Origin of the sequence: Microcoleus sp. Z1_A1 (genome assembly GCF_036700305.1) — a bacterium.
GTDB lineage: Bacteria > Cyanobacteriota > Cyanobacteriia > Cyanobacteriales > Microcoleaceae > Microcoleus.
In genome coordinates, this window is the sequence record NZ_JAUBOR010000003.1 from 1 (window position 1) to 26,068 (window position 26,068).

Below are 26,068 nucleotides of genomic sequence, written 5' to 3' on the forward strand. Positions count from 1 at the left end.
GAGCCGGATGAGGTGAAAGTCTCAAGTCCGGTTCTGAATGAGAGGTGGGGAAAGTGATTTCCCCATCGACTCTAACTCTGATTGTGGTTACAGATGGGGCAAAGTTGATTTATCGGTGCGTTCTATTCTTTGTTTAGGCTGTGGCAGCGAACATGATAGAGACAAAAACGCATCTATAAATATAGAAAAAGTCGGCACGGGGCATCGGCACGACTCTAAATGTACGTCGAGACAGAGTAAGACTACCGGGCGTAGCGTCCGTCAATGAAGCGTAAAGAATCACCGCTCGTTCACGACGGTGAGTATGTCAAGAGTTCGTTGATTAACAGTTCGCTGATGCCTTTGGCGGCGCCGACTCCCCTGTAGGAAGTGTAATAGCTGTTGGTGGGGCCGTAGTCGAAGTCCATGACGACGAGGCGCTTTTTGGCAGTTGCTTGGGCGAGTTGGGTTGCTGGTTGGGTGCTGGCTGGTGTGGCGATCGCACTTAATGAAACGCCTGCTAGCATTAGGGTAGCGAGGGAAATGCTGGTTAAGCGAGATCTGGTGGTTCTTTTCATAAAGCTTACCTCACAGTTGTGTTGTGCTGACTCTAGAATACTTTACGGAACAGCCCGATTTGACATACCCCTGCCTAAAGGCGAGGGGATTCTTGATTCGCAGGGATTCCAATGAATTTACTTGCAGGCAAGCATCTTGACCGTATGCCCTACGGCTGCAAGTCCTCTAATTAGAACTACTTGAGCGGCTGCAACATCTCTGTCCGTTGTATAGCAACAGTTCGAGCATGAATGAGTACGCTCATCAAGCTGTTTTTTTCCTGTTTCTGCTAGACAATTGGGGCAAATTTGACTCGTTTTATGAGCACTTACCTTCTGAAAGTACACGCCATATTTCAAACAAGTTTGCTCGCTTGATTGTGAAGAATTGACCCCAGCTTGCGTCTAAGCAGTGTTTCCCTAGCATCGCCCTAGACAGCCCAATCAGATTCAGATCCTCAACGAAAATCATTCCCACGTTTTGGCAGATTTGATGAGATAATTTACGATGCCAATCTTTCCGACTGTTAGCAACGTATTCATGCAGTTTGGCGACTTTCTTTTGAGCTTTACGCCAATTGTTAGAACCTAGTTTTTTACGACAGACACGTTGTTGCAGCAATTTAAGCTTGCGTTCTGCGTCTTTAAAAAATCTTTGGCGCTTGACTAAAAGACCGTTAGAAGTTGCTAGAAAATTAGTTAGTCCCACATCAATTCCGATACCTTCACCGTGGGGCATTAGAGTGGGTACTGAAACGTCCCATTGTAGGGCTAACATCACGTACCAACCGCTAACCCTACGGACTATCCTTGCTTGCTTAATCGTTGCACCATCAGGGATAGGACGTGATTGATGAAACTTAACCAAACCAATTTTAGGGAGCTTCACCGCTTGATTTTGGACAGGGTTAACCCCCAATTGCGGGAATACAAACGATCGCATTGTTCCTGCTTTCTTAAAGCGGGGGAAACCGTGTTTTTGTTCCCACATACTCACAAACGCTTTTTCAAGCCTTTTGAGTGTTTGCTGTAGGACGTGTACTTGGACGGCAGCCAAAGTGGGTATGTTTGCCCTAGCCGTAGTTAAACTTTTGCACTGGCTTGCATAAGTTGGTCGCGCAAGTTTCGGCCCGAATGATGAACTCAGATCGGATAGAGCAAGCGTTAATTCGACAACTACGAGACTCAAACCAATGTTTACGCAGGGCCAATGCGTAGTTGTATACGCGACGGCATTGTTCTAGCCAATCTTCAAAGATTGCTATTTGTCCTGCCGTTGGTTTGAGTTTGAATTCGTAGACTAAATGAAACATTTGCTCTATCCTCCTACCTGATTATATCACAACCATGAGCGAACGTAGGAACGCTTTTTCAAGAACTCTAATTAAAGCCGTCCTAAAAGGACTGGGCACAGCACCCAAATTTTCGGTCAGGGTTGGGGGTGAGGAGGTTGGAATTGGCGGGTTTTAGTGTTTTTTGACTTTCAACAGGCTTAATTTTTGTTAATGAACCGCAGAGGACGCAGAGGACACAGACTAAAGGTGGCAAGAACCGCACAGCCATCCAAAATTCCTCTTACACCCCAGATTCCATAAAACCCATCAACCAATTAGCCATCGTCGCCCTGCGAGTCTGTCGGGGCCCGAATTCCCCAATTTTATAGCCTTTAAAGCCTAATTTTTCCTTCAGCAACTGCTTGTTTTCTGGAGGGGTCGATCGAGTCAATTTCACTGTCGCCGGCCTAGAATCGATAAAATCCGGCGGTTCCGGGTACTCTTGCCGCCACTCGGCTGCAACACCTGCACTGTTCCACTTGCCAGTCTCGGCATCCCAGCGGTAGCCCAGATACTGCCAAACTAATCGGTTGACAGCAGCATCGTCGATTTCTTCGTTGAGAATAGCCCAAATAGTTTCGTTATTCAGCGGTGGTAATTCAGACATGAGCGCGATCGAATCGGAAATAAAAAAAGTTTAACTCACATTAGATAACATTATCAGGAACGGGCTCTCCGGCCCGTTCCACAAAAAATCCTAGGAATTTGTTTGTGGGGAGTAGGGGTTGGGCACGCGAACCCCGCCCAAAATGCCACCCCAAAAAAATTAATTATTCAAAATTCCGTCTTTCTGGGCCATAGAAAGCATTAAGTCAATTACGCGGCTAGAATAACCCCACTCGTTGTCGTACCAGGAAACCACTTTAAAAAACTTAGAATTCAGTTCAATTCCCGCACCTGCATCGAAAATGCTCGATCGCGCGTCGCCCTGAAAATCTGTCGAAACTACCGCATCCTCAGTATATCCAAGAATGCCTTTGAGTTCGCCCTCCGAAGCTTTTTTCATTGCCTCGCAAATTTCTTTATAGCTAGTTTCCTTCGCTGTTTTGAAAGTAAGGTCAACTACAGACACGTCGGGAGTTGGCACCCGCAAAGCCATTCCCGTCAATTTTCCTTTCAATTCTGGCAACACCAAAGTAACAGCTTTCGCTGCACCGGTCGAAGATGGAATAATATTTTGAGCCGCACCGCGTCCTCCCCGCCAATCTTTTTGGCTGGGCCCGTCTACAGTTGGTTGAGTAGCTGTCATTGCGTGAACTGTCGTCATTAAACCTTCTTCCAATCCGAAGTTATCGTTAATAACTTTGGCAATTGGTGCTAAACAATTCGTCGTACAGCTAGCATTAGAAACAACCGTATCTTTTGTCGGGTCAAATTTGTGGTGGTTGACGCCTACTAGAAAAGTTGGAACTTTTTCCGGGTCTTTTGTCGGTGCTGAAAGTATTACTCGTTTTGCTCCCGCTGTCAAGTGTTTTGATGCGCCTTCAAAATCTGTAAACAATCCGGTAGATTCTACAACATAATCTGCGCCGGATTTACCCCAGGGCAATTCGGCAGGATTTCTAATCGCTGTACAGGGGATAAAATTTCCGTCAACGACAATCCCGTCTGGTTTGCTTTCAACTTCGCCGTCGTAAATGCCGTGGGTGGAGTCGTATTTGAAAAGATAAGCCAGGTTTTCTGGCGAAACTAAGTCGTTAATGCCGACAAATTCGATGTTGGGGTTTTTGATGCCGGCACGCATGACTAGCCGTCCGATGCGACCAAATCCGTTGATGCCGACTTTTAATGCAGCCATGTTTAAACTCCTATTGAAAATATCGTTAGTCGATCGGGCGTTAGCGTTAGCTTTCGCGATCCGAAGGAAAGCCCGCCTTTACGGGGGCTACGCCAACGAAGAGGATCGCCTGTTGTGGCTTAGAATTTACCACGCTAACGGATTTTTGCAACTGATTCTTTTCTATCTCTTAAGAATTCTGAATTCTCCCCCGGCTGGGAAGGGCAATTCATCCTGAAATGACCGCTGACTAATGGCTAATGGCTGATTTTTGTCAACTTGTAAAAGTGCTATAATAGACAGAAAATATTTTCAAAATTGCATTTTTTAAATCAGCCTAAAGTAATAATAAAAAACTTATCCAAAAGGAGAAACGGATTAGCATTCTCACTAATGGCGATTGTCGGAACCAAAGCCTAGGATTAAAGTCGCAGATACGCGTATGGACACAGCACTGCCGTGTCCATACACTTATGGCGTACAATCTATAGCAATCCTTGCAGGAGTCGTAATTTTTTTACCCCACCCCAACCCTCCCCGAACTCGCAGGGAGGGAGTAAGAAATTTACAAATGATGCGAGGATTGCTATAGGTGTAGCTCAAATTTTCCGAATTGGTATAATCACCAATCACTAATGACTAATGACTACCCGACGCACCTAGTAATTAGCAATTCCACCGCATCTGAAATAAAACAGGACCCACCAAATTTATTGAGTACGGGTCTAATGTTTTCTGCAACTGCTGAAACTTGAGCTGGTGAACAAAAAGCAAGCACATAAATGTTATCCAGCGCCGTCATTGATGAATCACGGGAAACGTGATCCCTAGTGCTTTTTCCAGCGACATCACGAATCACCGCATAATCGGGTACGCCAGCTTTGTCTAAACCGTCTAAAATCTTGCCGAGTTCTACTGAGTGGGCTATGATTTCTACTCTTTTGACTGACTCCATCATCTCACCTCCAAAACATATTGATTCCGTATAGATACAGGGGAATGCCTACAATGATATTAAATGGAAATGTCACTGCTAAGGCCGTTGAAATGTAAAGACTTGGATTCGCTTCGGGAACAGTTAGGCGCATGGCTGCTGGTACTGCTATATAAGAAGCACTCGCGCACAATACGGCAAACAACAAAGTGTCTCCCTGCGGCATTCCGATTAATTTGGCTATTAGCAAAGCAATTACTGCGTTGACTATGGGAATTAGGATTGCAAAGCCGATCAGAAAAACTCCTGCTTCTTGCAAATCTTTAATTCTGCTAGCCGCAACCAGCCCCATATCTAGCAAGAAAAAAGTCAGAACTCCGTAAAACAAGTCTTGAGTAAACGGACTCATAACTTCCCAACCATGTTCTCCTGTCAGTACGCCCATAATTAGGCTGCCAATCAGCAGAAAAACAGAACTGTTTAGGAATGCTTCTTGCAACACTTCTGACCAAACTATTTCGCGTTTTCCTTCTTCCCCGCCAAATACACTGACTAGAATCAGACCGACTATAATTGCTGGGGATTCCATTAATGCTAGCGCGGCTACCATGTAACCGTCAAAGTCGATGCCCTGTGCTGTGAGGAAGGAGGTTGCGGTGATAAATGTGACGGCGCTGATGGAACCGTAGGTGGCTGCGATCGCTGCGGCATTGTAAGAGTCGAGTTTTATCCTCAGTATGAAAAAAGTATAAATTGGTACTAGCATTGACATCAGCATCGCTGCCAAAATTGTCAGGGCAACTTGCTGGTCAATGCCGCTTTTGGATAGTTCGACGCCGCCTTTAAATCCGATCGCAAACAGCAGGTACAGCGAAAACAGTTTGGGGATGGGGGCTGGAATTTCTAAATCAGATTTGAGAAAAATTGCCAGCATTCCCATGAAAAAAGCTAATATTGGGGGATTTAAGATATTTGACGATACTAAACTCAAATCCACGATCGGTCACTCCCATTTCTTGCGTTTTTAATATGACTTCCCCAGTAATTGTTGCACGAGAATGGATCAATAGACCGATCGAACTTTTGACTCAGAAGTTTGCTGAGGCTAAATATCCCCAAATACGGCAAAGGCGCACAGTAGACACCGTACAACGAGTAAGGTGTGCACTGTGAACCTGCAAGCTAAGTATTTTGGTTTAACTAAGCAACACCCAAATAAGACTCTAGGGCTTCGGAACCACCGATCAACTTGCCGTCGATAAATACTTGCGGCACAGTTGTAGCCCCAGTCATAGCCCGGAGCGATCGGGTTGTGATATCCCGACCCAAGACGATTTCTTCATAATCCAAGCCCTTTTGACTCAGCATTCCCTTAGCCTTAGCGCAGAAGGGACAGCCCATTTTTGTAAACAGCGAAACGACCTTCGGCTTGGTTGCTGCGGAGTTGATGTAGTTGAGCATCGTCTCGGCATCGGACACTTTGAAAGGGTCGCCCGGTTCCTCTGGCTCAATAAACATTTTTTCCACCACGCCATCTTTTACCAGCATCGAATAACGCCAAGACCGCTTCCCAAAACCTAAATCTGTTTTGTCTACCAGCATTCCCATGCCTTGAGTAAACTCGCCGTTACCGTCGGGAATTAACGTCACATTGTCTGCTTCTTGGTCTTTTGCCCACTCGTTCATCACAAAGGTGTCATTGACGGAAATGCAAACGATTTCATCTACGCCGTTTTCTTTAAAAACTTTCGCCAATTCGTTGTAACCGGGGAGGTGCGTTGACGAACAAGTGGGAGTAAAAGCTCCCGGCAGCGAGAACACTACTACGGTTTTACCTGCAAATATATCATCGGTGGTGACATCCACCCACTCGTTGTCTTTGCGAGTGCGAAAGGTGACTTTGGGTACTCTTTGACCTTCTTGGTTCGTCAGCATGATTTTAAATTCTTAGGTACTTGGGTTCAATTCCTTTGCTTATTATAGCGTACTCATAACGAGTATGACTTGTCAAGGGGAGGCGAGTTTTTTTTCTCGGACTTGGGCGCGCGCGCGAGTTCAGTTCATTGTCTTTGCGACAGCTAGCAGATTTAAAACTTGCTGTTTAAGTAAGTCGGCAATTCTGTCTCCATTCCTTTGCTGCTGCTAACGGGTGAGGATTTTTGGCTCTTCATTAGCTAGTATGCTAAACTAACAATCAAACTGCCAAGTAAGCAAACATCTAACTCGGAAGTTTTCAAAGTTTATAAATCCGTAAGCCGAACGTTTAATCAACTTGAGTTTATTGTTGATGCCTTCGACAACACCACTGGTAGTCTTATAATCGAAGTAAGCAATAATCTCATCTAGCCAACGAATAATAGTGTTCTGACTATCGGTAAAATATTTTTTAGCTCTTGACAACCATCTTCCCACTTGCCACAAACCGACTAACCAATTATTAGCCCGATCGAAAAATTTTCTAATTTCTTATTTTAATTCAAGCAGAGTTTTGAGAGTAGAAGATACATTTTTAACTTGCATTAGTTTAGCTTTTTGCTCTTCATTTATATCTGATTGGTTCTTCAATAACACATATTTACTTTTCTTCAATGCTTCTAAAACTTTCTCCGGGGCTGCTTTTTGTTCTGACGATTCTGCTTTTTTAATTAAATCTTCTACCTGTCTCTTCTCTCCCTTCCTTTGGGCATCTAATTCCTTATTTATTTGTGCCATTACATGAAATCTGTCGGCGACCACCTGAGCATTTGGCATCAACTCTCTCACTACATTTCTGTAACTTTTCCACAAATCTATACTTACTTCTTCTATTTGCTCTAATACTTCTTTACCCCATCCGAGCATTACTTCCTTAATTTCTTCTTGTTTCCTTCCTGCCAATATCGCGATTAGCTTAGACTTCTCTAAATCTATTAATACTGCACAGTAATTTCCTTTTCCTTTAATTAGAGCTATTTCATCTATCCCTAATCTCTTCAACTCGCTAGGCTGGGCTTTTAAGTATTCTTTCGATGCGTCTTTTAACATCCTTTCTATTTCTTCTGTTGTCACGACCCCTTTTTTCGCTACGCTGTGGATATCATTCTCTAACACTTCTTGGATTATTGCTCTTGCTAGCCGTTTCGTATAGGTTCTTCTTTTTTTGACCAACTCCAACTCTTCACTAAATGGCTTGAGACATTTTTCACACTTAAACTGTCGTCGGTTGATTTCTAAAAATACGAACTTCTCTCCCCAAGGTAAATCTTTGACTAGGTATCTATGATTTTGATGTAATCTATGACTTTTTTTCCACAACGTGGACAGTTACTTTCCTTACCGATTCCTTCCACCTGTAAAATTATTCCAATCCCTTCATACTGGCGATGTGAGATTACTTTTATTTCCTCTATATTCAACAGCTCTGTTAAAAACTTTATCTCCTTGTTCGTTCTCATGGCTGTTCAATCCACCTCACCCCTCTAGCTTTTGCTTATATTTAATAATAAATGAGCTTCCTCTGTCAACCCCGGTAATGACTCTCCCAGCTATTTTCCTAGCTTCATTTGTCTTTCTTTCCTGGCGCCAGCTATTCATTTAGCATATTAACTACTGAAGAGCCAAAAAAAGAGCGATCGCACTTCAACAATAGAAGGGCGATCGCTCTTTCAGCAGCTAAATCAATTTTCACTCGCCTTGGAGTAGGTGATAAGCACCTAAACCAATTGCTATACCTAATACTGCGGGAGCCGCAACAGCAGCAGCAATGGCAACGCTACCACCAACCGTAGCAGCAGCAATACCTCCGCCAACACCTCCAATTGTTGATGCAACTTGTCCTGCTATTCTTCCATTTTTTCGTGCTTCACGTTCGCGTTCAGTCAAAGCTTCATCATCTTCAAGTATCTTGCCAACTATGAAATCAGCAGCTAATCCACTGGCTATGCCACCCACACCTACAATACCAGCAGCCGCTTTACCCGCTACAGCAGGCGCTTGTTTAAGCCCTACATTGATGAGAACTTTAGATATAGGGTCAGCAGATTTAATAGCAGCTTCAGTGGCGATTTTAGTTGCAAACTTGGTTCCTGCGCCAATAGCGCTTCCTTGAACTAAACCAGCAACTCCAGCTTGAGCTTGTGCTACTTGTTCACTCTTATATTTTCCTGTTTTGCACCAATAAGCAAAATGCTCACAATTATTGCTGAAAATGTCATATCCTTTTTCGCCTAACCTGCCCTCTGCTCGTCTGACTACTGAATCATCTGAATAACATTTTCCATACTCCTTTACATTAATTTTGTTTCCTGATGCAAAATCTTTTTTAGAAATACGACAAATTTTTTCACCCCCACGCCTTCCGAAATGAATAACACTATCATCGCCACAGTCGATACCGTGATGAGTGTATCCAACGTGTTGAATGTAGATATGATCGCCTTTTGCCATAGCTTGTAACTACGTGAGGTTCAATAAGTATTGAATATCACAGATAACCAGGCTCAGTCAATACGGGAAAACACTTAGACGCTCTGCAAGAAGTTAAAAATAGTGGCAACAATGATTCAAGATTTATTTAATGGCATTCTAGCGAAATTTTTGAGAGAATCTGCAATTATCTCGATCGCAATTTTTGCAAGTGATGCAATCCTTGGGACGGCGTTCATTTGTTGAAAAAATCCCGGAGGGCGATCGCACATTTTTTACCCTTTGCCCGGTACTAAAAGAGTATGTCCAAACTAACTATTCCCGCCCAAACATAGAAAAAGAAGCCCGATCGCCCTTATAATATCCTTAGTATTGGGAAGCCAAAAACCATGTCACTCACACAAACCCAAGTAACCTATACTGAAGCTGTGGCAAATCTTGATGAACTGTGCGAACAAGTCATCAGCGATCGCGATGCCATCATCATCACCCGCAAAGACGGCGAAAACGTAGCCTTAATTGCCGCTGACGAGTTGGCAAGCTTATTGGAGACATTGCACCTGCTGCGATCGCCCAAAAATGCCGATCGCTTGTTAAGTGCCCTGAAACACGCAAAAGATAGAACAGTCAAAACTCAGACTGTCAGTGAATTATCGGGAACTTAGAAATGTGCGATCGACCTTTTGGTAAAAATTGGGAATGCGCGATCGACCTTTGTTTATTGAATTGACTTTTCAGTCCTCTTTTAGAGGACTTTTGCTATGAGACGGGGGTTTTCAACCCCCGGCGGACTTGCGGGTTAGCGAAGAGATTTTGGCGGCCCAAAAGTGCGATTCCTACGGGATAGCTACGCACGCGCGTACTTTTTCCACATCATTCTCTAATATGGAATCCAATCTAACTTATCGATCCATTCTTCCGCTTCAGTAGTATCCCAAATAAAATGAATTGTTTCTGCCCATCTGCCGATACTTCCACTTGGACGCACCCAAACTAATCCCCAACTTTGTCCCCCAGCCGCCCAATGTTCCTCCAAATGTCCGGGAATACTTTTGCGATTATCCGTCACCAATAATCGTTTCGATGATTCCAAATAAATGAGAATCTCTGGATCTAAAGTTCCGAATGGCGGTGCAGTTGAATCACCCACCCGTAAAATATCTATCTCCGGTTGAAGTTTTAAAACAGCACTTTTGAGCTTAGGTGGCAAATTTTCATCGAGTAAAAAACGAATTTTCACTTCAGGTTAAGTAACTCCTGTTCTCGCTGTGCTTTGATTGCTCTCAAACGCAATGCTAGAGGAGATGGATTAGCCAACCATTCCTGATAGCGTTCTTCCCGCCACTTCGCCAGCCGCAACATATAAGCATCCATCTGCCTCCGATTTTGCAGATAATAAGTTAGCGTCGCGTAAATTTTCTCTAAATTCAAACTTGGTAATTCTTCCAGAATTTGGTCTGGCGAATATCCATCCAAGTAATATTTAATTACATCGTCAATGCCGATCCGATGTCCTTTGATGCGGATGTCATCGGGGTCGAGAAATTCAAAATAGTCTTCTAATTGCATCGGTTAATCTCCGAATACTTAGTTAATCGCATTTTATCATATGGAAAAGGGCGATCGACCTTATATAATAGAAACTTGTTACGATCGCCCTTTATCCCCCTATCATGCTCCAAATCCGTTGCCGTCCCCCCAGCACATCCGTCTCCGTACTCTACTTAGGCCGATCGCACAGCAGCAGATTCAGCAACAATTTCTTCATCTTTCTCACTCAAACCAGTTCCAAATTCAGTGTACTGCCGCACTTGAGGATGCCTAAAACCGAGTACAATATCTTCTTTAGGAACACCGGCGGCAAGTAAATCCGTCGCCACTCCTTCTTCGGTATCATCATATTGAATCCAGATTTTATCGCCGATTAAATTGATGTGGATTGGTGTGGCGTGAAGGTAATTGTCATCATTCCAACCTATATCCAAAACTAAATATCCTCCTCGTTCCTCATCAAATAACAGTTGAGAATGATAGCCGTCAGGTATAGTATTGCGGTATTTAGCGTGTTCCTGAAGTATGCTTTTGATAATTTCTTGGTATCTCAATCGGGTATCCATTGAAGTATTTCCTCACTTTTTACATCAAAAACAATCAGTTTAACAATTTGATTTTTTAATAACACTTGCCCTAGTTATATGGTAAATACGCTCTTAAAAGCAGGCTTAGAAATAGCAAGATAGAGTTTTCTATCGCTCTGCATTTCATTAAGCACTTGGCGGTAAAGAACGTACTGCCCCAAAGCCTGCTCCAAATCTTTTACATCCGATCGTCCTACAAAACTCTTGACCTCAACAACAATTTTTTGGGTTCCTTTTTCGGCATTAATTAGACGCTCTGCACCCAGGTCGGCAGATAAACGCTTGCGACCAATTTGCAGGGGAAAGGGATCGTGAGTAATTATCCAACCATCTTTTTGTAAGGCACGCTTAACTGTATCGTGATAAATATCTTTAGCTGGCACGCATTAGCTCTCAGGCTAGGAGGATTTACTGTAACCATTATATAATAGGTTGAAACTTGTTGCGATCGCGGTAAGGTATAAATCCCCAGCCTAAAAACCTCGCTGTCAACTGTCAACTGTCAACTGTCAACTGTCAACTGTTTATCCCCCTATCATGCTTCAAATCCGCCGCCGTCCCCCCAGCACATCAGTCTCAGTCCTCTACCTCAGCTACCAAATCGCCGTACCCGACGCCGAACCCCAGCACATCCTCGAAGAAATCGTCTGGGAAAAAGAAGCTGAAGTGGCCCAAAAACGCGATCGCACTCCCTTATCCGAACTTCACAAAAAACTCCCCTTTGCACCGCCTACTCGCGACTTTCTTGCCGCCCTTAAAAACGGCAAAACCACACCCGCTATCATCGCCGAAGTCAAAAAAGCTTCCCCCAGCAAAGGCGTAATTCGCGAAGATTTTGACCCAGTGGCGATCGCCCTAGCTTACCAACAAAACGGCGCCAGTTGCATCTCCGTACTCACAGATGAAAAGTTCTTTCAAGGCAGCTTCGACAACCTCGCTAAAATCCGTGCCGCCGTCGATTTGCCCTTACTTTGCAAAGAGTTTATTATCTATCCCTACCAAATTTATCTTGCCCGGATTCACGGCGCAGATGCTGTATTGTTAATCGCAGCCATTCTATCTGACAAAGACTTACAATACTTTGTTAAAATTGTCAAGACATTGGGCATGACAGCTTTAATAGAAGTTCACACTCTCGAAGAACTCGATCGAGTATTAACCCTAGAAGGCGTCAGCCTAATCGGCATCAACAACCGCAACCTAGCAGACTTTTCCGTCAGCCTAGAAACTACCGGTCAACTATTAGCCGATCGACAAACCGAAATCCAAGCAAAAGGCATCCTCATCGTCAGCGAGTCAGGAATCCACACTCCCGACGACCTAGCTAAACTTGCCACCGCAGGCGCCGAAGCCGTCCTCATCGGCGAATCTCTGGTCAAACAGCCCGATCCGGGTGCAGCTTTAGCCTCCCTTGCCGATCGCCCTCCGAGCCTCTGAAAGGCGAGACCGCTTGACAAAGCACCCTTAATTCTGATAAAAAGTGATTAAGTAGGTAAATAATGAGAATTTCTAGCCTGCATCGACTCAAGCGCTACTGTAAAAAAGAAATAGCACTGAAAGCTATATTGCATAGAAATATTTTGCCAGAAAGCAATTAAATCTATTCTGTAAGCCTGTCGATCGCAAGATTTAGCGTGTCCAACGCCCCCAGCCCCGAATATTCGATCGGCAAAGCAGAGGTTATTGGACGGTTAGAAAACAAATAAAAAATCGGGCATCTAATGTTCACCGTGATGCCTCATGCAATTGCAATGGGGTATCGGTTCGCTGAGGTATGTTAGCTTTCATGGAGCCAATCCCCCTTCCTTCGTACATTCATTATGAATTGCTACTTCAATTGTTAGAGCGCAAAACGATGTTTGCTGTCAGTCCACAATCGCCGCAGCAGCAACAAGTTCACCAACTTATTATTACATTGCGTAAAGCCCTTGCCATTCAAAAGCAATTAGAACAAAGCTGCGAGCGATCGAACTTAGCGGTAGAACATCGCTGGGCTCTAAATGAAATTAACCACAAGGGAGTTAAAAGTTAAAAAACTTAGAGTATCGACGCGACGTGACGTATCGTATTTGATTTATTCTATAGAACTCCCACAGAAAAACTTAGGACAATATCATGGACAACAAATTAATGCTGATGATTCCGGGCCCGACGCCGGTGCCTGAAGCGGCATTGTTAGCGATGGCAAAACACCCGATGGGCCACCGCAGCAAGGAATTTGACGCGATTTTTGCAGAATGTACCGAAAACTTGAAATGGCTGCACCAAACTAAAAGTGACGTGCTGAGTTTAACGGTTTCTGGTACCGGCGCGATGGAAGCTGGGATAATTAATTTCTTGAGTGCGGGCGATCGAGTTTTAGTCGGATGCAACGGCAAATTTGGCGAACGTTGGGCTGAAGTCGCCGAAGCTTACGGTTTAAACGCCGAAATTATTAAAGCCGAGTGGGGCCAACCTTTAGACCCCGAAAACTTCCGCGAAAAACTAGAAGCAGATACAGAGAAGCAAATCAAAGCTGTCATCATCACCCACTCGGAAACCTCCACCGGCGTCCTCAACGACCTCGAAACCATCAACCGCCACGTTAAGGCCCACGGTGAAGCTTTAATTATGGTCGATGCTGTCACTAGCTTAGGCGCTGTCAATATTCCGATGGACGCTTGGGGCATCGATGTCATTGCTTCGGGTTCTCAGAAAGCTTACATGATTCCTCCAGGTTTGGGTTTTGTGGCCGTCAGTCCCAAAGCTTGGGAAGCTTACAAAACTGCGAAACTGCCCCGCTATTATTTGGATTTGGGCAAATATAGCAAAGACGCAGCCAAAAATACCACTCCTTTTACTCCTCCTGTCAATATGTTTTTTGCCCTGCAAGCATCGCTGCAGATGATGAAAACAGAAGGGTTGGAAAATGTTTTCGCGCGACACAAACGGTTGATGACAACTACTCGCGCTGCTGTAAAAGCTTTAGGTTTGCCGTTGTTTGCTGCTGACGATGCCGCCAGCCCTGCGATTACTTCGGTGATGCCGCCAGAATCCGTAGATGCTCAAAAAGTGCGGACTTTGATGAGAAAGAGATTTGACATTGCTCTCGCCGACGGACAAGACCATTTGAAAGGTAAAATCTTCCGAATCGGTCATTTGGGCTTTGTGTGCGATCGCGATATTCTAGCAGCAATTTCCTCTTTAGAAGTTGTGCTGAGCGAATTGGGTCATGAAGGCTACACTCCGGGGGCCGGCGTTGCCGCGGCTGCCAAATTCTTGGCTGAATCCTAATCTCAGTTGTTAAAGGATTTTAGATTTTGGATTATCTCTAAAATCTAAAATCCTTTTAATATGCTTCGGATAACCAATCAAAGATTTTATCCAACTGTTCGAGAGTGACTAAACCGTATTGCCACAGAACCATCGGCAAGGAATTCGGGTCTTTATCACGCTGGCGCTGTTTGTCACCGCCACGACGTTCGGCGACAGCAATTGACGCGGGCGAAATTGCCAAATCTTCTTGTAAAAATCGAATCAATCGAGTGTATTTAGCGGGTGCCATGTGATTTCACCTCTAAGTATAGGACACCATTTTCTGATGTGAACCTGATGTTTGTGATGAGTAATAAGCCAGTTTTAAATTTGTCTTGTTACCGTGGATAGCTTTTAAAACGCTATTAGCGGTTGAACTGCCAAACGTAATGCTGAGTGATACTGTAAAGCTAACCTTTCCCAAAAAGTGAAAGGTTTTGCAATTTTGCTGATGTCTGCCCGATCGACTGGTAATCGCGATCGAACCTAAACTGAATACCTCGGCATCTCTGCAGCGCGAATCAGAATAAATTCTGCTACCTAAAACTACTAAACCAAGTTCAGAGTTTAACTTCATCTGCCGAAATGCAGAATCCGCAAATCTACTTCGGCAAAATTAGTTAGATATTTCGATCAAACCCAAAACTGCTACCAGAAGTTAAGTTTGCCAATTACCGCCAATTAACTTGGCTCGTAGCATATTACTTTAGATAGGTTTAGTAGATTTAGCTCGATCGCCAGAACTTCCAGAGAATTTCTTTTCGTGTTGCTACACCTTGAGGCTGAGTATCGTCTCTCAGGATTGGTAACGAGTCGCTGACTCGTCTCATACCTGCGACCAACCATCTACAGCTTCCGGAAACAAGCTCAAGTCCTGACTGACTGAGATCGACATCGTAGCAAATCTTCCGGTGTTTGTACTGAATCTTACATTAATATTCTAATAGATTTTATCAATTTTTGTAAAGTTTCTAAATTTTCTCCGGTATTCCCAAGGCAGGGGGATCTCTGGGCGATGGAAACCGGGGGATTGTTTATCGATCGAGGTTTTCGTTAAAAAACTCGATTTCAATACGATCGCCCTTTTTGACACCGAGTTCAGCAGCCCGCCCGCCCCGGAGTTCAATAACTCGATCGACAGCAGTATTGGGCCCGTAGGTAGGACAAGGATCGGCAGTACAAGGAGGTGCAGAAACTTCGATCGCCTCAACCACCCCATCCCGGACAAAAATCATATCCAGAGAAATCTTGCAATTTTTCATCCAAAAATTGACCCGTCGCGCCGGTTTAAACTCAAACAGCATTCCTCTGTCATCCGGCAAAGAAGTTCTGTACATTAAACCCATAGCCTGCTGTTCCGGTGTTTTCGCCACTTCGAGTTCGATTGGGCGATCGCCTATCCGAGCTCTAGCAGAAACAGGCAGCACTTGACCCGATGTTATCGCCGTAGGAGACTCAGCCGCCAAAATACCAGTAGCACCAGCATTCGCGATCGGTAAAGTCGGCGAACATCCCAGCAAAAATATACTTACTCCAATACCGAGCAAATTAGTTAAATAACTCATAATTATTTTAGATTTTAGATTTTAGATTTTAGATGGGGCATGGGGCATAGGGCATGGGGCATGGGCATTGTTGACTAATGACTAATGACCACTGACTAATGACAAATGACAAATGACTGATGACTAATGACTTCTTCAAGCTTCCCGCATCACATAGCCAACACCGCGCACCGTCTGAATCAAACGCTTTTCGCCCTCATCTTCAATCTTGAGCCGCAGATAGCGGATGTAAACCTCAATTACATTCGACTCACCCAAAAAGTCGTAACCCCAAACATTTTCCAGAATTTGTTCCCGAGTCAGAACCTCGCGGGGATGTTCCATCAAATACTTTAGCAGCTCATATTCCTTCATCGTCAGGTCGATCGCCCGTCCATTGCGTAATGCCCGCCTAGAGGCCAAATCCAAAACTAAATCGCCAAACCTCAATTGTTCGTTGCTGGTGTTATCCGGCTGCAAATACAAGCGCACCAACTGCAAAAATTCCTCAGTGCGGTAAGGTTTAAGAAAATAATCATCCGCCCCAGCTTCCAGACAAGCTACGCGATCGTCAACTGTATCACGACCGACCAATAGCAGCACCGGCACCCGATTGCCAATACTTCTGAGGTGAGAACACAGTGACAGCCCCGACTCAGCGCCAAGTATGCGATCGATTACAATCAAAGCTGGCTGCAATTCATGAGCTAAATGTTGGCCTGTGGCGGTATTAGAAGCCACTACCGCTTCGTAGCCGGAGGATTTTAAGTCGAGACTCAAGTGTCCGGCGAGAACTTCGTCTGTTTCAACTAGCAGGACACAGGGATTGCGATCGAGAGTAATTGCAGCCATTGAATTGACCGATGGAGACCATAACTGTTCTAGCACGTTATTTGTTATTGGTTATTTTAGTTTTGGACGCACGTCGAGGCCAGAAACCGGGTTTCTTCGTATATCTCTAGTTGAGAAAGCAAAGATTTTTCAGAGAAACCCGGTTTCTTTGGGTAAGTCCTGTGATTTGTTAGTTACAATTCCCGATGCCCTGTTTGCCCCATGCCCTATGACCATCATCGTATTCGGCAGTATCAACATCGACCTAGCAGCAAAAACTCCCCGGTTGCCGCAGCCAGGGGAAACTATCATCGGTAGCAATTTTTTCACAGCCGGCGGCGGCAAAGGAGCAAATCAAGCCGTAGCGGCCGCCCGTCTCGGCACTTCCACCCACATCATCGGCCGCGTCGGCAACGATAAATTTGCTGAAGAATTATTGACAAATTTACAATCTTATGGTTTAAGTACAGACAATGTATTAATAGACCAAAACACTCATTCAGGGGTGGCAATTATCGCCGTAGACGAGACAGGTCAAAATAATATTATTGTGATTCCGGGCGCGAATAACAATGTCGGTGAAGCAGATATAGAACGTCTCAAAAAACTGTTAACAGGAGCTACATCTTTGCTGTTACAGTTAGAAATTCCCCTGGAAGTTGTCCAAAAAGCTGCGAAAGCTGCTCGTCAAGCGGGCGTGCGAGTTATTCTCGATCCAGCACCGGCTAGGGCGGATTTGCCACTGGAACTTTATCCGCTAATTGACATTATCACGCCGAATGAAGTGGAAGCGGGCCAGTTAGTCGGTTTTCGGGTGAATGACACCGAAACAGCGATTGTAGCTGCCAAACACTTGCAGGAGCGTGGGGTCAAGAATGTTATTGTCAAATTGGGCGATCGCGGGGCTGTTGCTGTTACGGCGGATGAAACCTTTTTTGTACCGGCTTTTGCTGTGGAGGCGATCGACACTGTGGCTGCTGGCGATGCTTTTAACGGCGGTTTGGCCTCTGCATTAGATGCCAGTCTTTCCTTGTCAGAGGCGGTGCGGTGGGGCGCAGCAGCGGGGGCTCTGTGCACAACTAAAGTGGGTGCTCAAGTTGCTATGTGCGATCGGGCAACTTTTGATAAATTTTTGCAGAATTTAATTTGAATTTGTCAGGTGCCGAAGGCGCACCCTACTTTAACTTGTAAAGCTAATTCGCCGCTGGTTTGCATAATCTCTGTCTGTCCTGTAGTTTAGGGCGAGATAAAGAAGATATTGCCTGTAGGGACACAACTGTCTTCATTGGTATCAACTTAACATTAAACCGATAGTCCGACAGTCCGACAGGGGTTGAAACCCCTGCCTCAAAGCTAAAGTCCTCTCAAGAGGACTGATATCAAATCCGTTAGCATCGTCCTGTATTCATCTCTCTGTTCTCTTCCTCTGCGTTCTCTGCGTACTCTGCGGTTTAATCATTCCAATCCAACCGGACATGATATGAGAATAAAAATTTTTAAACTCATTAGTCCTCATAGCGAGGACTTTAGCTATTAGACAGGGAATTCATTCCCTGGCGGACTTTAACTTTAACCATTCGGGCGCTGAATAATTGTTTCAACTACGCGCCGCTTGACTTTTGGATCGATACCAATCAGCCGCACGTATTCGCCGCCGTGTTCCGCCAAACAAGTTTCTAAAGATGCAACCACATCTTTTTCCTGTGCAGTTTTAATCGTCGCGCAACTTTGCCAAGAACCAGTTTTAAATCGGCGATTATCTGCATATTCCATGCCAATTTTGCAGCCTCTTGCTAACAACTGCTTTACTTGTTCCAATACCTCGGAACTCAGCCGCGCCCCATGACCGTTACCCGCTTCAGAACTTGGCTCAACGTAAGCCTTATAATATTTGGATGACGGGTCGTTTAATTCACTTTGCGTGGGCGCAGCAGCAGGGGCATTGGGGGTTCCTTGAACGTTGAAAAGGCGCGATTGGTTGTATTCATCTACTAAGCGCATTTCCTTAATCCGCTTTTGTTGACCCACCATCAAACTACCCATTTCTAATAAATGAGCGAGGCTGAAATTCGGGTTATGGAAATCTGGCGCTGCTTCCAAAGTGTTTACCAAACGCTTGGAAACTCGCTCGATTCCTACTTTGTGAATGAATTCGCGGATTTGTTCGTCGTAAATGCGCGATCGCAAAGCACTAAAAAAGTCGATCGCCTGATCGGCAAAATTATCGACTAACGCCACAATATCGGTTTTTGACAATTTGTCCGACTCAAAAATTCCCCCAACAATGCCAATTTTATCATCCCGGCTGGGTTCCCAATAAAACTTTTCCATCCGCCCGTCGCGAATCAGCGGCGCGTAAAGCGTAGAAAAATCATTTCCAGTGACAATAATCGGCACTCGGTGCAGCGGCGTACTGTCATAACTTCCCGGTAACTGCACGTTAGTTGGATTATCAGCAATATTCATCAGAGTCGCATTGACCATCTGAGTATTGACAGTATATTGAGTAGTAGTATCGAACCTGCCCGCACCAGCATCCAAATCGTTAATAAAGATGGCGCACATCTCGCCGCGCACGCGAATTTGCTCCGCAGCTTCCCGGTAGCGCAAGCGAATTAAACGCGCCGGATCTCCTGCATCCGGGCTTTCTAATTCCCCACCAGATATCATCACCGGTTCAAAGCCCATCCGCCGAAAAACCAGTTCGGTTTGAAAAGTTTTGCCTTCTCCTTTGCGGCCATGAATTCCCAAAATTAGGGGAACTCTTACCCCGGGCAAATTTAAAAAGTTCTTAGTGACGTGCACCGCAACTTTATCGAGAAAGTTAGGAGAAATGTAATAACTCATCAGTAGATTTGTAATGGATTAATTGAGGTTACTGTTATGATTTTATGACAAAACTAACAGCCTGCACCGCTAACCTGGATTTTTACCGTACAATCGAGGTCTACATATTATGTGTTAAGGAGCGATTCGTGAGTCCAGAAACCTTATTAAAAGAACCAAGCGTGCAAGCCGAAGCCAGTCTCTTCAGTTCTGAGAGCTTCGACAGCTATGTAATGACAACTTACGGGCGTTTTGCGATCGCCCTAGAACGGGGCCTCGGCTGCCGCGTTTGGGATACCGAGGGCCGCGAATATCTCGATTTTGTGGCTGGTATTGCTACCTGCACTCTGGGACACGCCCACCCGGCAATGATTGCAGCGGTAACTCAGCAAATTCAGACCCTGCACCACGTTTCTAACCTTTATTACATCCCCGTACAGGGCGAGCTGGCGAAGTGGCTTGTAGACCATTCTTGCGCGGACAGAGCCTTCTTTTGCAACTCCGGCGCGGAAGCTAATGAAGCGGCAATTAAACTCGCCCGCAAATACGCCCACGAAAAATTAAATATCTCGAATCCGACAATCATTACCGCCGTTGCGAGTTTCCACGGGCGGACTTTGGCGACAATTACGGCCACGGGACAGCCTAAATACCAGAAGGGTTTTAGCCCCTTGGTGCCGGGATTTCACTATGTGCCCTACAACGATATTAGTGCGATCGAAAGTGCGATCGAGCAACTCGACAAAGACGAACGCCAAGTAGCTGCAATTATGTTGGAAGCGCTGCAAGGCGAAGGCGGAGTTCGCCCCGGAGATATCGCCTACTTCCAGCGAATTCGGGAAATTTGCGACGAAAAAGGCATTTTGCTGATTCTCGACGAAGTGCAAGTCGGGATGGGACGCAGTGGCAAATACTGGGGCTACGAAAACCTCGGCATTGAACCGGATATCTTTACATCTGCCAAAGGATTGGGCGGCGGTATCCCGATCGGCGCTATGCTGTGCAAATCTGCCTGCGATGTATTTGAACCGGGAAGTCACGCCAGCACTTTCGGCGGCAATCCTTTTGCTTGCGCTGTAGCTTTGTGCGTTTGCCAAACTTTGGAACGGGAAAACCTTCTAGAAAACGTGCAGCAGCGCGGGGAACAGTTGAAAGCAGGGCTCAACAAGTTGGCGGCTGAATATCCGCATTTAATTGCCGAGGTGCGGGGCTGGGGTTTGATTGTCGGGATGGAATTGCAAGCTGACATCGAACTTACATCCGCTGATATTGTCAAATCTGCCATCGCCGCAGGAGTTTTGTTGGTTCCAGCAGGGCCGAAAGTGCTGAGATTTGTCCCGCCGCTGATTGTCACTGCTGCTGAAGTCGATCGAGCTCTGCAGGCCGTGGAGTCAGCCTTGCGCTCTCAAGCGGTACAGTAAAATCTACGGAGTTGATTTGTGTTAGCTGTAGCGCTGTAACTAACGATTGCCCATTGGTGTCAACTTAACCTCAAACCCATTTATAGACTGATGTTTGACTATTAAGGCCAGATCACCCTGGCGCCTGCCTTAATAAAGGGAGTAGGGGGTGGGACAGGAGTATTCTCTTTCGTCCCCCTTCTTAAGGGGGATTTAGGGGGATCTAGACTTTGCCTAAAAGCGACATTTATCAGGGGTTTCAGGCTTAATTTGATACCAATGGCGATTGCCATATCTAGACCCACTATTCCTCAGAAAGCCGGTTTCTTTACCAGATTTCTCGTTATCACACCCAATAGTTTCCCAGAAATCGGCTTTCTTAGTCTAAAATCTATCAGGGTAAAATTAAACCCGCCCCGCTGCACGTCTGTCGGGGCGGGTTTGTTAAGTTTAAGACTTGTGCCGAAGCCTGTTTTTTTAAGCAAATACGTTGTGGCAATGTGTATGGTGGAAAAATCAGGTTGGTTTAATCCCCTGGGCGACTCGTACCTCCGGTTAGAGATTGAAATTTAAACCAGGAAGTGATTTAATTGCTGCACAGAAGCAGCGATCCTATCGTTAATAATTCGGCGGAATGCACGATGGATGAACAGCGTCGCAAAACTGATGTTAATATGCTCCAAGCGCTGCTGGAAAATCCTGTGGACTTAGGAATAGATTTGATTTTGAGGACTGACTCAAAATCGATCGACTTTGGGTTCGTGCAAACGCTTTATGTGGAAGAAGTGGCGCTGACGCGAGAAAGCTTGCTGAAAGCTGCAAAATTTTTCCAAAGGGCGATCGCACCCTTAGAATCTGCAAAAGGGAATTATAAATTGCCCGCAACCGGGGCAGCATATCTGGCTTTTTTAGCAGAAGTATTGCAAGCAGTGGCGCGCGGCGCTGATTCGCAGCACCTGTACTCGCTGCTGAGAAACAATTTAGACAAACTCGACCAGAATTTCGCAGAACTGCTGCGCTGCTGGGCAAATTTGGTGTTTTCTGCTGCCAAAGAATCCGAGAGAAGGCGCATTGCAGCGTTAATCGGCAATCTGAGCAACAAAATTGGGCGGTTTCCCCTCGGCAGCAAGGCTAATAACTTGGAAATCGAAATTGCAGGTTACGAAACAGTTGCTAAGGTGTTTACCCGCAAAGACTTTCCCCAAGAATGGGCGGTGATGCAAAACAATCTGGGCAACGCTTATAGCGATCGCCCCAAAGGTGATAAGGCTCAAAATATCGAACAGGCGATCGCTTGCTTTGAAAATGCCCTACAAGTACGCACGCCCGAACAGTACCCGGAACAGTGGGCGACGCTGCAAAATAATCTGGGCAACGCTTACAGCGAGCGTCTCAGGGGAGATCCGGCAGACAATCTAGAACACGCGATCGCCTGCTATCAAAACGCGCTGCAAGTTCGCACCCGCGAAACTTTTGGGGAAGAGTGGGCGAGCACTCAAAACAATCTCGGCCGTGCTTACAGTCGGCGACTGCAGGGCAACCGAGCCCAAAATCTGGAACTGGCAGTCGCTTGCTACCAAAATGCTTTGCAAGTCTACAACCGCAAGGTGTTTCCCCGGCGTTGGGCCACAACTCAAAATAATTTGGCAAATGCTTACTGCGAGTTGCTGCGGGGCAACCGAGCTGAAAATCTCGAATACGCGGTTACGTGCTATCAGAGAGCTTTGCAGGTGCGGACTCGGGAAGCTTTTCCGCAGCAGTGGGCGACGACTCAAAGGAATTTGGGCCGGGTGTTTGTCGATCGCATCAAAGGCGATCCGGTGGAAAATCTGGAAATGGCGATCGTCTGCTATCAAAATGCTTTACAAGTCTACACCCGCATCAAATTTCCCGAAGCCTGGGCTTCGATCCAAACTTACCTCGGTAGGATCTACAGTCGGCGGGTGAAAGGGGAAAAAGCCGAAAATATGGAAATGGCGATCGCCTGCTATCAAAATGCTTTGCTCTTTTGCAACCGCCAAAAAACTCCCGAACGCTGGGCCATGCTGTGTGCCTACCTCGGCCGCGCTTTCTGCGAACACGTGAAAGGGGAAAAAAATCGCAACCTCAAAAGCGCGATCGCCTGCTATCAAAATGCGGGCGAAGTCTACACCAGGCAGGCATATCCCAACCGCTGGGCAATGCTGCAAATTTATCTCGGTAGGGCTTATTCGCAACTGACGGAGGCGGAAAACTTGTCGCACATGGAAAGCGCGATCGGCTGCTATCACAGCGCCACCCAAGTCTACACTCGCGAAACCTATCCCCACCGCTGGGCTGAAATTTTATTTTATTTGGGTCAAGCTTACCGAGTTCGAGGCGACTTGCTTCGCGCTTACGGGGTTTTTACTGCTGCTGTCGATACTGTTGAATTCTTGCGCTGCGAAGTTGGGGTTGATACAGTCGATTTTGGCGATTCCCTACGGGATAGCTACGCTTCACGGACGAGTACCGCAAAAGTCAAATTAACCCGCACCTGGGCTGGACTCTATAAATGCCTGGTGCAAGTTTGCCTGGAACTAGGCGCCAGCCAACCTGAATATTACGCTAAGGCTCTGGAATACGCCGAACGCCACAAAAATCGGAATTTGGTAGAACTGCTGCTTAAATGCCACTTGACTCCGAAAGCCGAAATTCCTGCAGCGGTGCGAAGCGAGTTGGAGTCGCTGCAACTGGAAATAGCAGGGGAACAGCGGCACCAAGAAGAGGGAGAACCTGAGCCGAACACGACTTTGATTTCTGAGGGCGATAGCCAAGGTTTGAACAGCGGTTCTCTAATGCCGAACTTGGACTTCATGCACTTAAATCAATTGTGGAAGCAGTTTGATAGGTTGATTGCGCGGGAGGTGCAGGCAAACGACCCTTTCTTCAGCCTAGCTCACAAAGTTGAACCGATCGCTTTCGAGCAAATTCGCCAATTGTTGCCTGATGACAATTGCGCTGCTGTGGTGTGGGCGAGTTTGGGAGAGTTGCTGGTTGCTTTTGTGGTGGTAAAGAGTGAACAATATCCCGCCGTTCACCTGTGTTCGCCGGAAAATGCTTTGGCTGCCGAAAGTTGGGGCCAGGAGTACCTCACCGCTTATTCTGAACAAAAAGGTCGCTGGATCAATCATCTCCAGACTCGCCTCAAACGCTTGGCTACGATGCTGGAAATCGATCGAGTGGTGGCGCTGATTCCCGATAATTGCGATCGGCTGATTTTTGTGCCGCACCGATTTTTGCACGCTTTGCCACTCCACGCTTTGCCTTTGGCGGGGAGAGACGGATTTGAGGATGGTGGGGGAATTTTTAGGTCTGGGTGGAGCGATCGCAGCGGTTTTGTTGAGGTGGAAACCTACAGCCTTTCGGATTTTTCTCAAAGTTCGTCTTTTGGCGACGTTGCAGCGCCTGCTACTTATTTGCTCGATCGATTTCCCGGAGGAATTCGCTATGCTCCTAGCTGTCAGCTATTGCTGTTGAGACAAAGTGCACACGGAGCGGCTATTGGTCGGTACAGACCCCGTTTGCAGCAGCTTTTGGCCATTCCAACTTTCACCAGAGATGCGTTCTACAGCAACATTGAAATCGGCACTATTTCCCAGTATTTTGCCAGTACAGAAGTTGTGCGCCATAAGCCGGCAATTAAAGAGGCTTTTTCCCAAGAAATGTCTGCTAATAATGGGGATTTGCCCCAAGAAATAGGGCATTGGCAGCAGAAAAAATGCGCTCATTTTGCTTGTTTTAGTTTGCTTAATTTGGCTTGGCCACTGAAATCTGCAGTGTTTTTGAGGAATGATTCTCTGAGTTTGGAGGAAATTTTAAATCTGGATTTTAGACAATATTTTTTAGTTACTTTATCTGGTTGCGAAATTGCCGCTGGCGGAGTTAGCGGTGCTGGAGGAGATTTTGTGGGTTTGTCGGCGGGTTTGTTGTATGCTGGCACGTCTAGTGTGGTTAGCAGTCTTTGGAAGGTGAATGATGTTTCTACGCTGCTGCTGACGAGCAAGTTTTATGAAAATCTGGGACGGTTTTCTCGGTTGCAGGTGGGAGATGTGGCGATCGCCCTGGGGGACGCTCAAAGGTGGCTGCGGGATTTGACTAGCGAGGAATTGGAGGTGTTGTTGGCGGATTTTCAACCTCAAATTTCGCAAATGTTCGATCGGCTTTCTCAAAGTTCTCGCCTGATTGCGGAGGCTTCTTTGCAGCAAATTCGCAACCGCAAACCCTATCCTTTTGCTAATCCTTATTATTGGGCGGCTTTTACGGCGGCTGGGGTTTAGTTATTAGTGATTAGTGATTAGTCATCAGTCAACAGTCAACAGTCAACAGTTATTAGTCATTTAAAAACCCGACACTAACAACTTATTTAAAGTTATCAATGTCGGGCACAAATTCAACAAACTACCCGCAAAAGTTTAGGACTTTTTGCCGAAAACTTGTTCTTTCAATGCTTGAATTTCTTGACCTAATTGTTGCCGGTTGGACGATCGCAGCAAATAGCGGTAGACAAACCACCCGGTGTATCCGATACCAATTAGCTCGAATGTCGGTGCTAGCAAGGGGATGTCGTTGAGTTCATCTATTACGCCCAAAAGCACTTTCAAAGAGACAATCGAGGCTATAATTACACCGATAACAGTCAGGGGACTTTTGTACTGCTCGTAAAAGCTGCCGATGTAAGCGGGAAACTCGGACAAAATTGAGATAATTTGTTCTTTGATCTGCTGGCCCTGACTTGGCGGTTCTTCGGTAATTATGACTTTTGTTGTACCGCTGGAACTGTCTGCTTCATTTCCGGCAGGAATTTCGGTGATGATAACGGTTGTTTCTGGTTCGTTTGATGAAGTCATTTCTCCACTCGCAATAGTTTTTTGCTGGTTGGCTGCAGGTATTTCAACTGCTGCTGCGGCTGTTTCAACTGCCGAAATATCGACTGCTGAAACCTCGGTGCCGGCTGTTTCCACAGGCGATATTTCGACTGCTAAAACCTCCGTTCCGGGTATTTCGGTAGCCGATATTTCGACTGTTTCCA

27 protein-coding genes and 1 pseudogene are annotated in these 26,068 nt (G+C 45.8%); 8 read left to right on the forward strand and 20 right to left on the reverse strand.

The window, feature by feature from the left end; translation table 11 throughout:
• The first annotated feature begins 37 nt into the window (after positions 1–37).
• Positions 38–268, forward strand: coding sequence for a zinc ribbon domain-containing protein (locus QT973_RS02375; RefSeq protein ID WP_333390498.1), 231 nt, complete (start codon positions 38–40; stop codon positions 266–268).
• 22 nt (positions 269–290) lie between these two features.
• On the opposite strand, the gene QT973_RS02380 is transcribed toward QT973_RS02375, so the two are convergent.
• From QT973_RS02380 to QT973_RS02430, 11 genes and pseudogenes are all read right to left on the reverse strand, one after another.
• Entirely contained in the window at positions 291–557 is a 267-nt protein-coding gene (locus tag QT973_RS02380; RefSeq protein WP_333055085.1) for a hypothetical protein, read from the reverse strand.
• Positions 558–674: 117 nt separating this feature from the next.
• Complete coding sequence (locus QT973_RS02385; protein ID WP_333055084.1) at positions 675–884, reverse strand: zinc ribbon domain-containing protein; 210 nt, start codon at positions 882–884, stop codon at positions 675–677.
• Complete coding sequence (locus tag QT973_RS02390) at positions 856–1,593, reverse strand: transposase (protein WP_333208856.1); 738 nt, start codon at positions 1,591–1,593, stop codon at positions 856–858. The genes QT973_RS02385 and QT973_RS02390 overlap by 29 nt, the downstream gene beginning before the upstream one ends.
• Positions 1,594–1,609: 16 nt before the next feature.
• Positions 1,610–1,849, reverse strand: a complete 240-nt coding sequence (locus QT973_RS02395) for a helix-turn-helix domain-containing protein (RefSeq protein WP_333055082.1) — start codon at positions 1,847–1,849, stop codon at positions 1,610–1,612.
• Between the two features lie 262 nt (positions 1,850–2,111).
• Positions 2,112–2,477: a DUF1823 family protein gene (locus QT973_RS02400; RefSeq protein WP_333055081.1), complete on the reverse strand. Its 366-nt coding sequence runs from the start codon at positions 2,475–2,477 to the stop codon at positions 2,112–2,114.
• A gap of 159 nt (positions 2,478–2,636) precedes the next feature.
• A complete protein-coding gene (gap, locus tag QT973_RS02405; protein WP_333055080.1) occupies positions 2,637–3,668 on the reverse strand; it encodes a type I glyceraldehyde-3-phosphate dehydrogenase in 1,032 nt (343 codons plus the stop codon).
• 625 nt (positions 3,669–4,293) lie between these two features.
• Complete coding sequence (locus QT973_RS02410) at positions 4,294–4,605, reverse strand: P-II family nitrogen regulator (RefSeq protein ID WP_333055079.1); 312 nt, start codon at positions 4,603–4,605, stop codon at positions 4,294–4,296.
• 1 nt (position 4,606) lies between these two features.
• Positions 4,607–5,578, reverse strand: coding sequence for a sodium-dependent bicarbonate transport family permease (locus QT973_RS02415; RefSeq protein WP_333055078.1), 972 nt, complete (start codon positions 5,576–5,578; stop codon positions 4,607–4,609).
• Positions 5,579–5,781: 203 nt separating this feature from the next.
• On the reverse strand, positions 5,782–6,516 hold the full coding sequence (locus QT973_RS02420) for a glutathione peroxidase (RefSeq protein ID WP_333055077.1): 735 nt from the start codon (positions 6,514–6,516) through the stop codon (positions 5,782–5,784).
• A gap of 252 nt (positions 6,517–6,768) precedes the next feature.
• Positions 6,769–8,015, reverse strand: a pseudogene (locus QT973_RS02425) (ISL3 family transposase).
• Between the two features lie 229 nt (positions 8,016–8,244).
• Positions 8,245–9,006, reverse strand: a complete 762-nt coding sequence (locus QT973_RS02430) for a lecithin retinol acyltransferase family protein (protein ID WP_333231851.1) — start codon at positions 9,004–9,006, stop codon at positions 8,245–8,247.
• Between the two features lie 368 nt (positions 9,007–9,374).
• Between QT973_RS02430 and QT973_RS02435 the strand changes: the two genes are divergently transcribed.
• Positions 9,375–9,650 carry a type II toxin-antitoxin system Phd/YefM family antitoxin gene (locus tag QT973_RS02435; protein ID WP_333208845.1) on the forward strand — a complete coding sequence of 92 codons (276 nt, stop codon included), beginning with the start codon at positions 9,375–9,377 and terminating at the stop codon, positions 9,648–9,650.
• Between the two features lie 215 nt (positions 9,651–9,865).
• Here QT973_RS02435 and QT973_RS02440 read toward each other — a convergent pair whose 3' ends face one another.
• The 4 genes from QT973_RS02440 to QT973_RS02455 all read right to left on the reverse strand — a co-directional run bounded on the left by QT973_RS02440 (position 9,866) and on the right by QT973_RS02455 (position 11,506).
• Entirely contained in the window at positions 9,866–10,225 is a 360-nt protein-coding gene (locus QT973_RS02440) for a DUF5615 family PIN-like protein (protein WP_333055074.1), read from the reverse strand.
• A complete protein-coding gene (locus tag QT973_RS02445; protein WP_333055073.1) occupies positions 10,222–10,554 on the reverse strand; it encodes a DUF433 domain-containing protein in 333 nt (110 codons plus the stop codon). Before QT973_RS02445 ends, QT973_RS02440 begins: the two co-directional genes overlap by 4 nt.
• Positions 10,555–10,709: 155 nt before the next feature.
• Positions 10,710–11,102, reverse strand: coding sequence for a XisI protein (locus tag QT973_RS02450; RefSeq protein WP_333055072.1), 393 nt, complete (start codon positions 11,100–11,102; stop codon positions 10,710–10,712).
• Positions 11,103–11,176: 74 nt separating this feature from the next.
• Positions 11,177–11,506 carry a XisH family protein gene (locus QT973_RS02455; RefSeq protein ID WP_333390502.1) on the reverse strand — a complete coding sequence of 110 codons (330 nt, stop codon included), beginning with the start codon at positions 11,504–11,506 and terminating at the stop codon, positions 11,177–11,179.
• Between the two features lie 154 nt (positions 11,507–11,660).
• On the opposite strand from QT973_RS02455, the gene trpC reads away from it, so the two are divergent.
• The 3 genes from trpC (at position 11,661) to QT973_RS02470 (ending at position 14,396) form a co-directional block, all read left to right on the forward strand.
• On the forward strand, positions 11,661–12,560 hold the full coding sequence (trpC, locus tag QT973_RS02460) for an indole-3-glycerol phosphate synthase TrpC (protein WP_333055070.1): 900 nt from the start codon (positions 11,661–11,663) through the stop codon (positions 12,558–12,560).
• A 349-nt stretch (positions 12,561–12,909) separates the two neighbouring features.
• Complete coding sequence (locus QT973_RS02465) at positions 12,910–13,155, forward strand: DUF5340 domain-containing protein (RefSeq protein WP_333055069.1); 246 nt, start codon at positions 12,910–12,912, stop codon at positions 13,153–13,155.
• 83 nt (positions 13,156–13,238) lie between these two features.
• On the forward strand, positions 13,239–14,396 hold the full coding sequence (locus tag QT973_RS02470; protein WP_333055068.1) for an alanine--glyoxylate aminotransferase family protein: 1,158 nt from the start codon (positions 13,239–13,241) through the stop codon (positions 14,394–14,396).
• A 55-nt stretch (positions 14,397–14,451) separates the two neighbouring features.
• On the opposite strand, the gene QT973_RS02475 is transcribed toward QT973_RS02470, so the two are convergent.
• The 3 genes from QT973_RS02475 to nblR form a co-directional block, all read right to left on the reverse strand.
• A complete protein-coding gene (locus tag QT973_RS02475) occupies positions 14,452–14,667 on the reverse strand; it encodes a DUF2949 domain-containing protein (RefSeq protein ID WP_333069463.1) in 216 nt (71 codons plus the stop codon).
• A 784-nt stretch (positions 14,668–15,451) separates the two neighbouring features.
• Positions 15,452–15,982 carry a DUF192 domain-containing protein gene (locus tag QT973_RS02480; protein WP_333055066.1) on the reverse strand — a complete coding sequence of 177 codons (531 nt, stop codon included), beginning with the start codon at positions 15,980–15,982 and terminating at the stop codon, positions 15,452–15,454.
• Positions 15,983–16,117: 135 nt separating this feature from the next.
• Positions 16,118–16,813 carry a response regulator transcription factor NblR gene (gene nblR, locus QT973_RS02485; RefSeq protein ID WP_333390505.1) on the reverse strand — a complete coding sequence of 232 codons (696 nt, stop codon included), beginning with the start codon at positions 16,811–16,813 and terminating at the stop codon, positions 16,118–16,120.
• A gap of 208 nt (positions 16,814–17,021) precedes the next feature.
• On the opposite strand from nblR, the gene rbsK reads away from it, so the two are divergent.
• Positions 17,022–17,942: a ribokinase gene (gene rbsK, locus QT973_RS02490; protein WP_333208842.1), complete on the forward strand. Its 921-nt coding sequence runs from the start codon at positions 17,022–17,024 to the stop codon at positions 17,940–17,942.
• Positions 17,943–18,361: 419 nt separating this feature from the next.
• Here the strand turns inward: rbsK and QT973_RS02495 are convergent, their stop codons facing one another.
• Positions 18,362–19,639 (reverse strand): ribulose bisphosphate carboxylase small subunit, encoded by a 1,278-nt coding sequence (locus QT973_RS02495; protein WP_333055063.1) that lies wholly within the window; start codon positions 19,637–19,639, stop codon positions 18,362–18,364.
• A gap of 128 nt (positions 19,640–19,767) precedes the next feature.
• Here QT973_RS02495 and QT973_RS02500 point away from each other — a divergent pair, with 128 nt between their 5' ends.
• A complete protein-coding gene (locus QT973_RS02500; RefSeq protein ID WP_333208840.1) occupies positions 19,768–21,039 on the forward strand; it encodes an aspartate aminotransferase family protein in 1,272 nt (423 codons plus the stop codon).
• 620 nt (positions 21,040–21,659) lie between these two features.
• On the forward strand, positions 21,660–25,316 hold the full coding sequence (locus tag QT973_RS02505) for a CHAT domain-containing tetratricopeptide repeat protein (RefSeq protein ID WP_333390507.1): 3,657 nt from the start codon (positions 21,660–21,662) through the stop codon (positions 25,314–25,316).
• Positions 25,317–25,451: 135 nt separating this feature from the next.
• Here QT973_RS02505 and QT973_RS02510 read toward each other — a convergent pair whose 3' ends face one another.
• Positions 25,452–25,886 carry a CAAD domain-containing protein gene (locus QT973_RS02510; protein WP_333055098.1) on the reverse strand — a complete coding sequence of 145 codons (435 nt, stop codon included), beginning with the start codon at positions 25,884–25,886 and terminating at the stop codon, positions 25,452–25,454.
• Positions 25,887–26,068 lie beyond the last annotated feature (182 nt).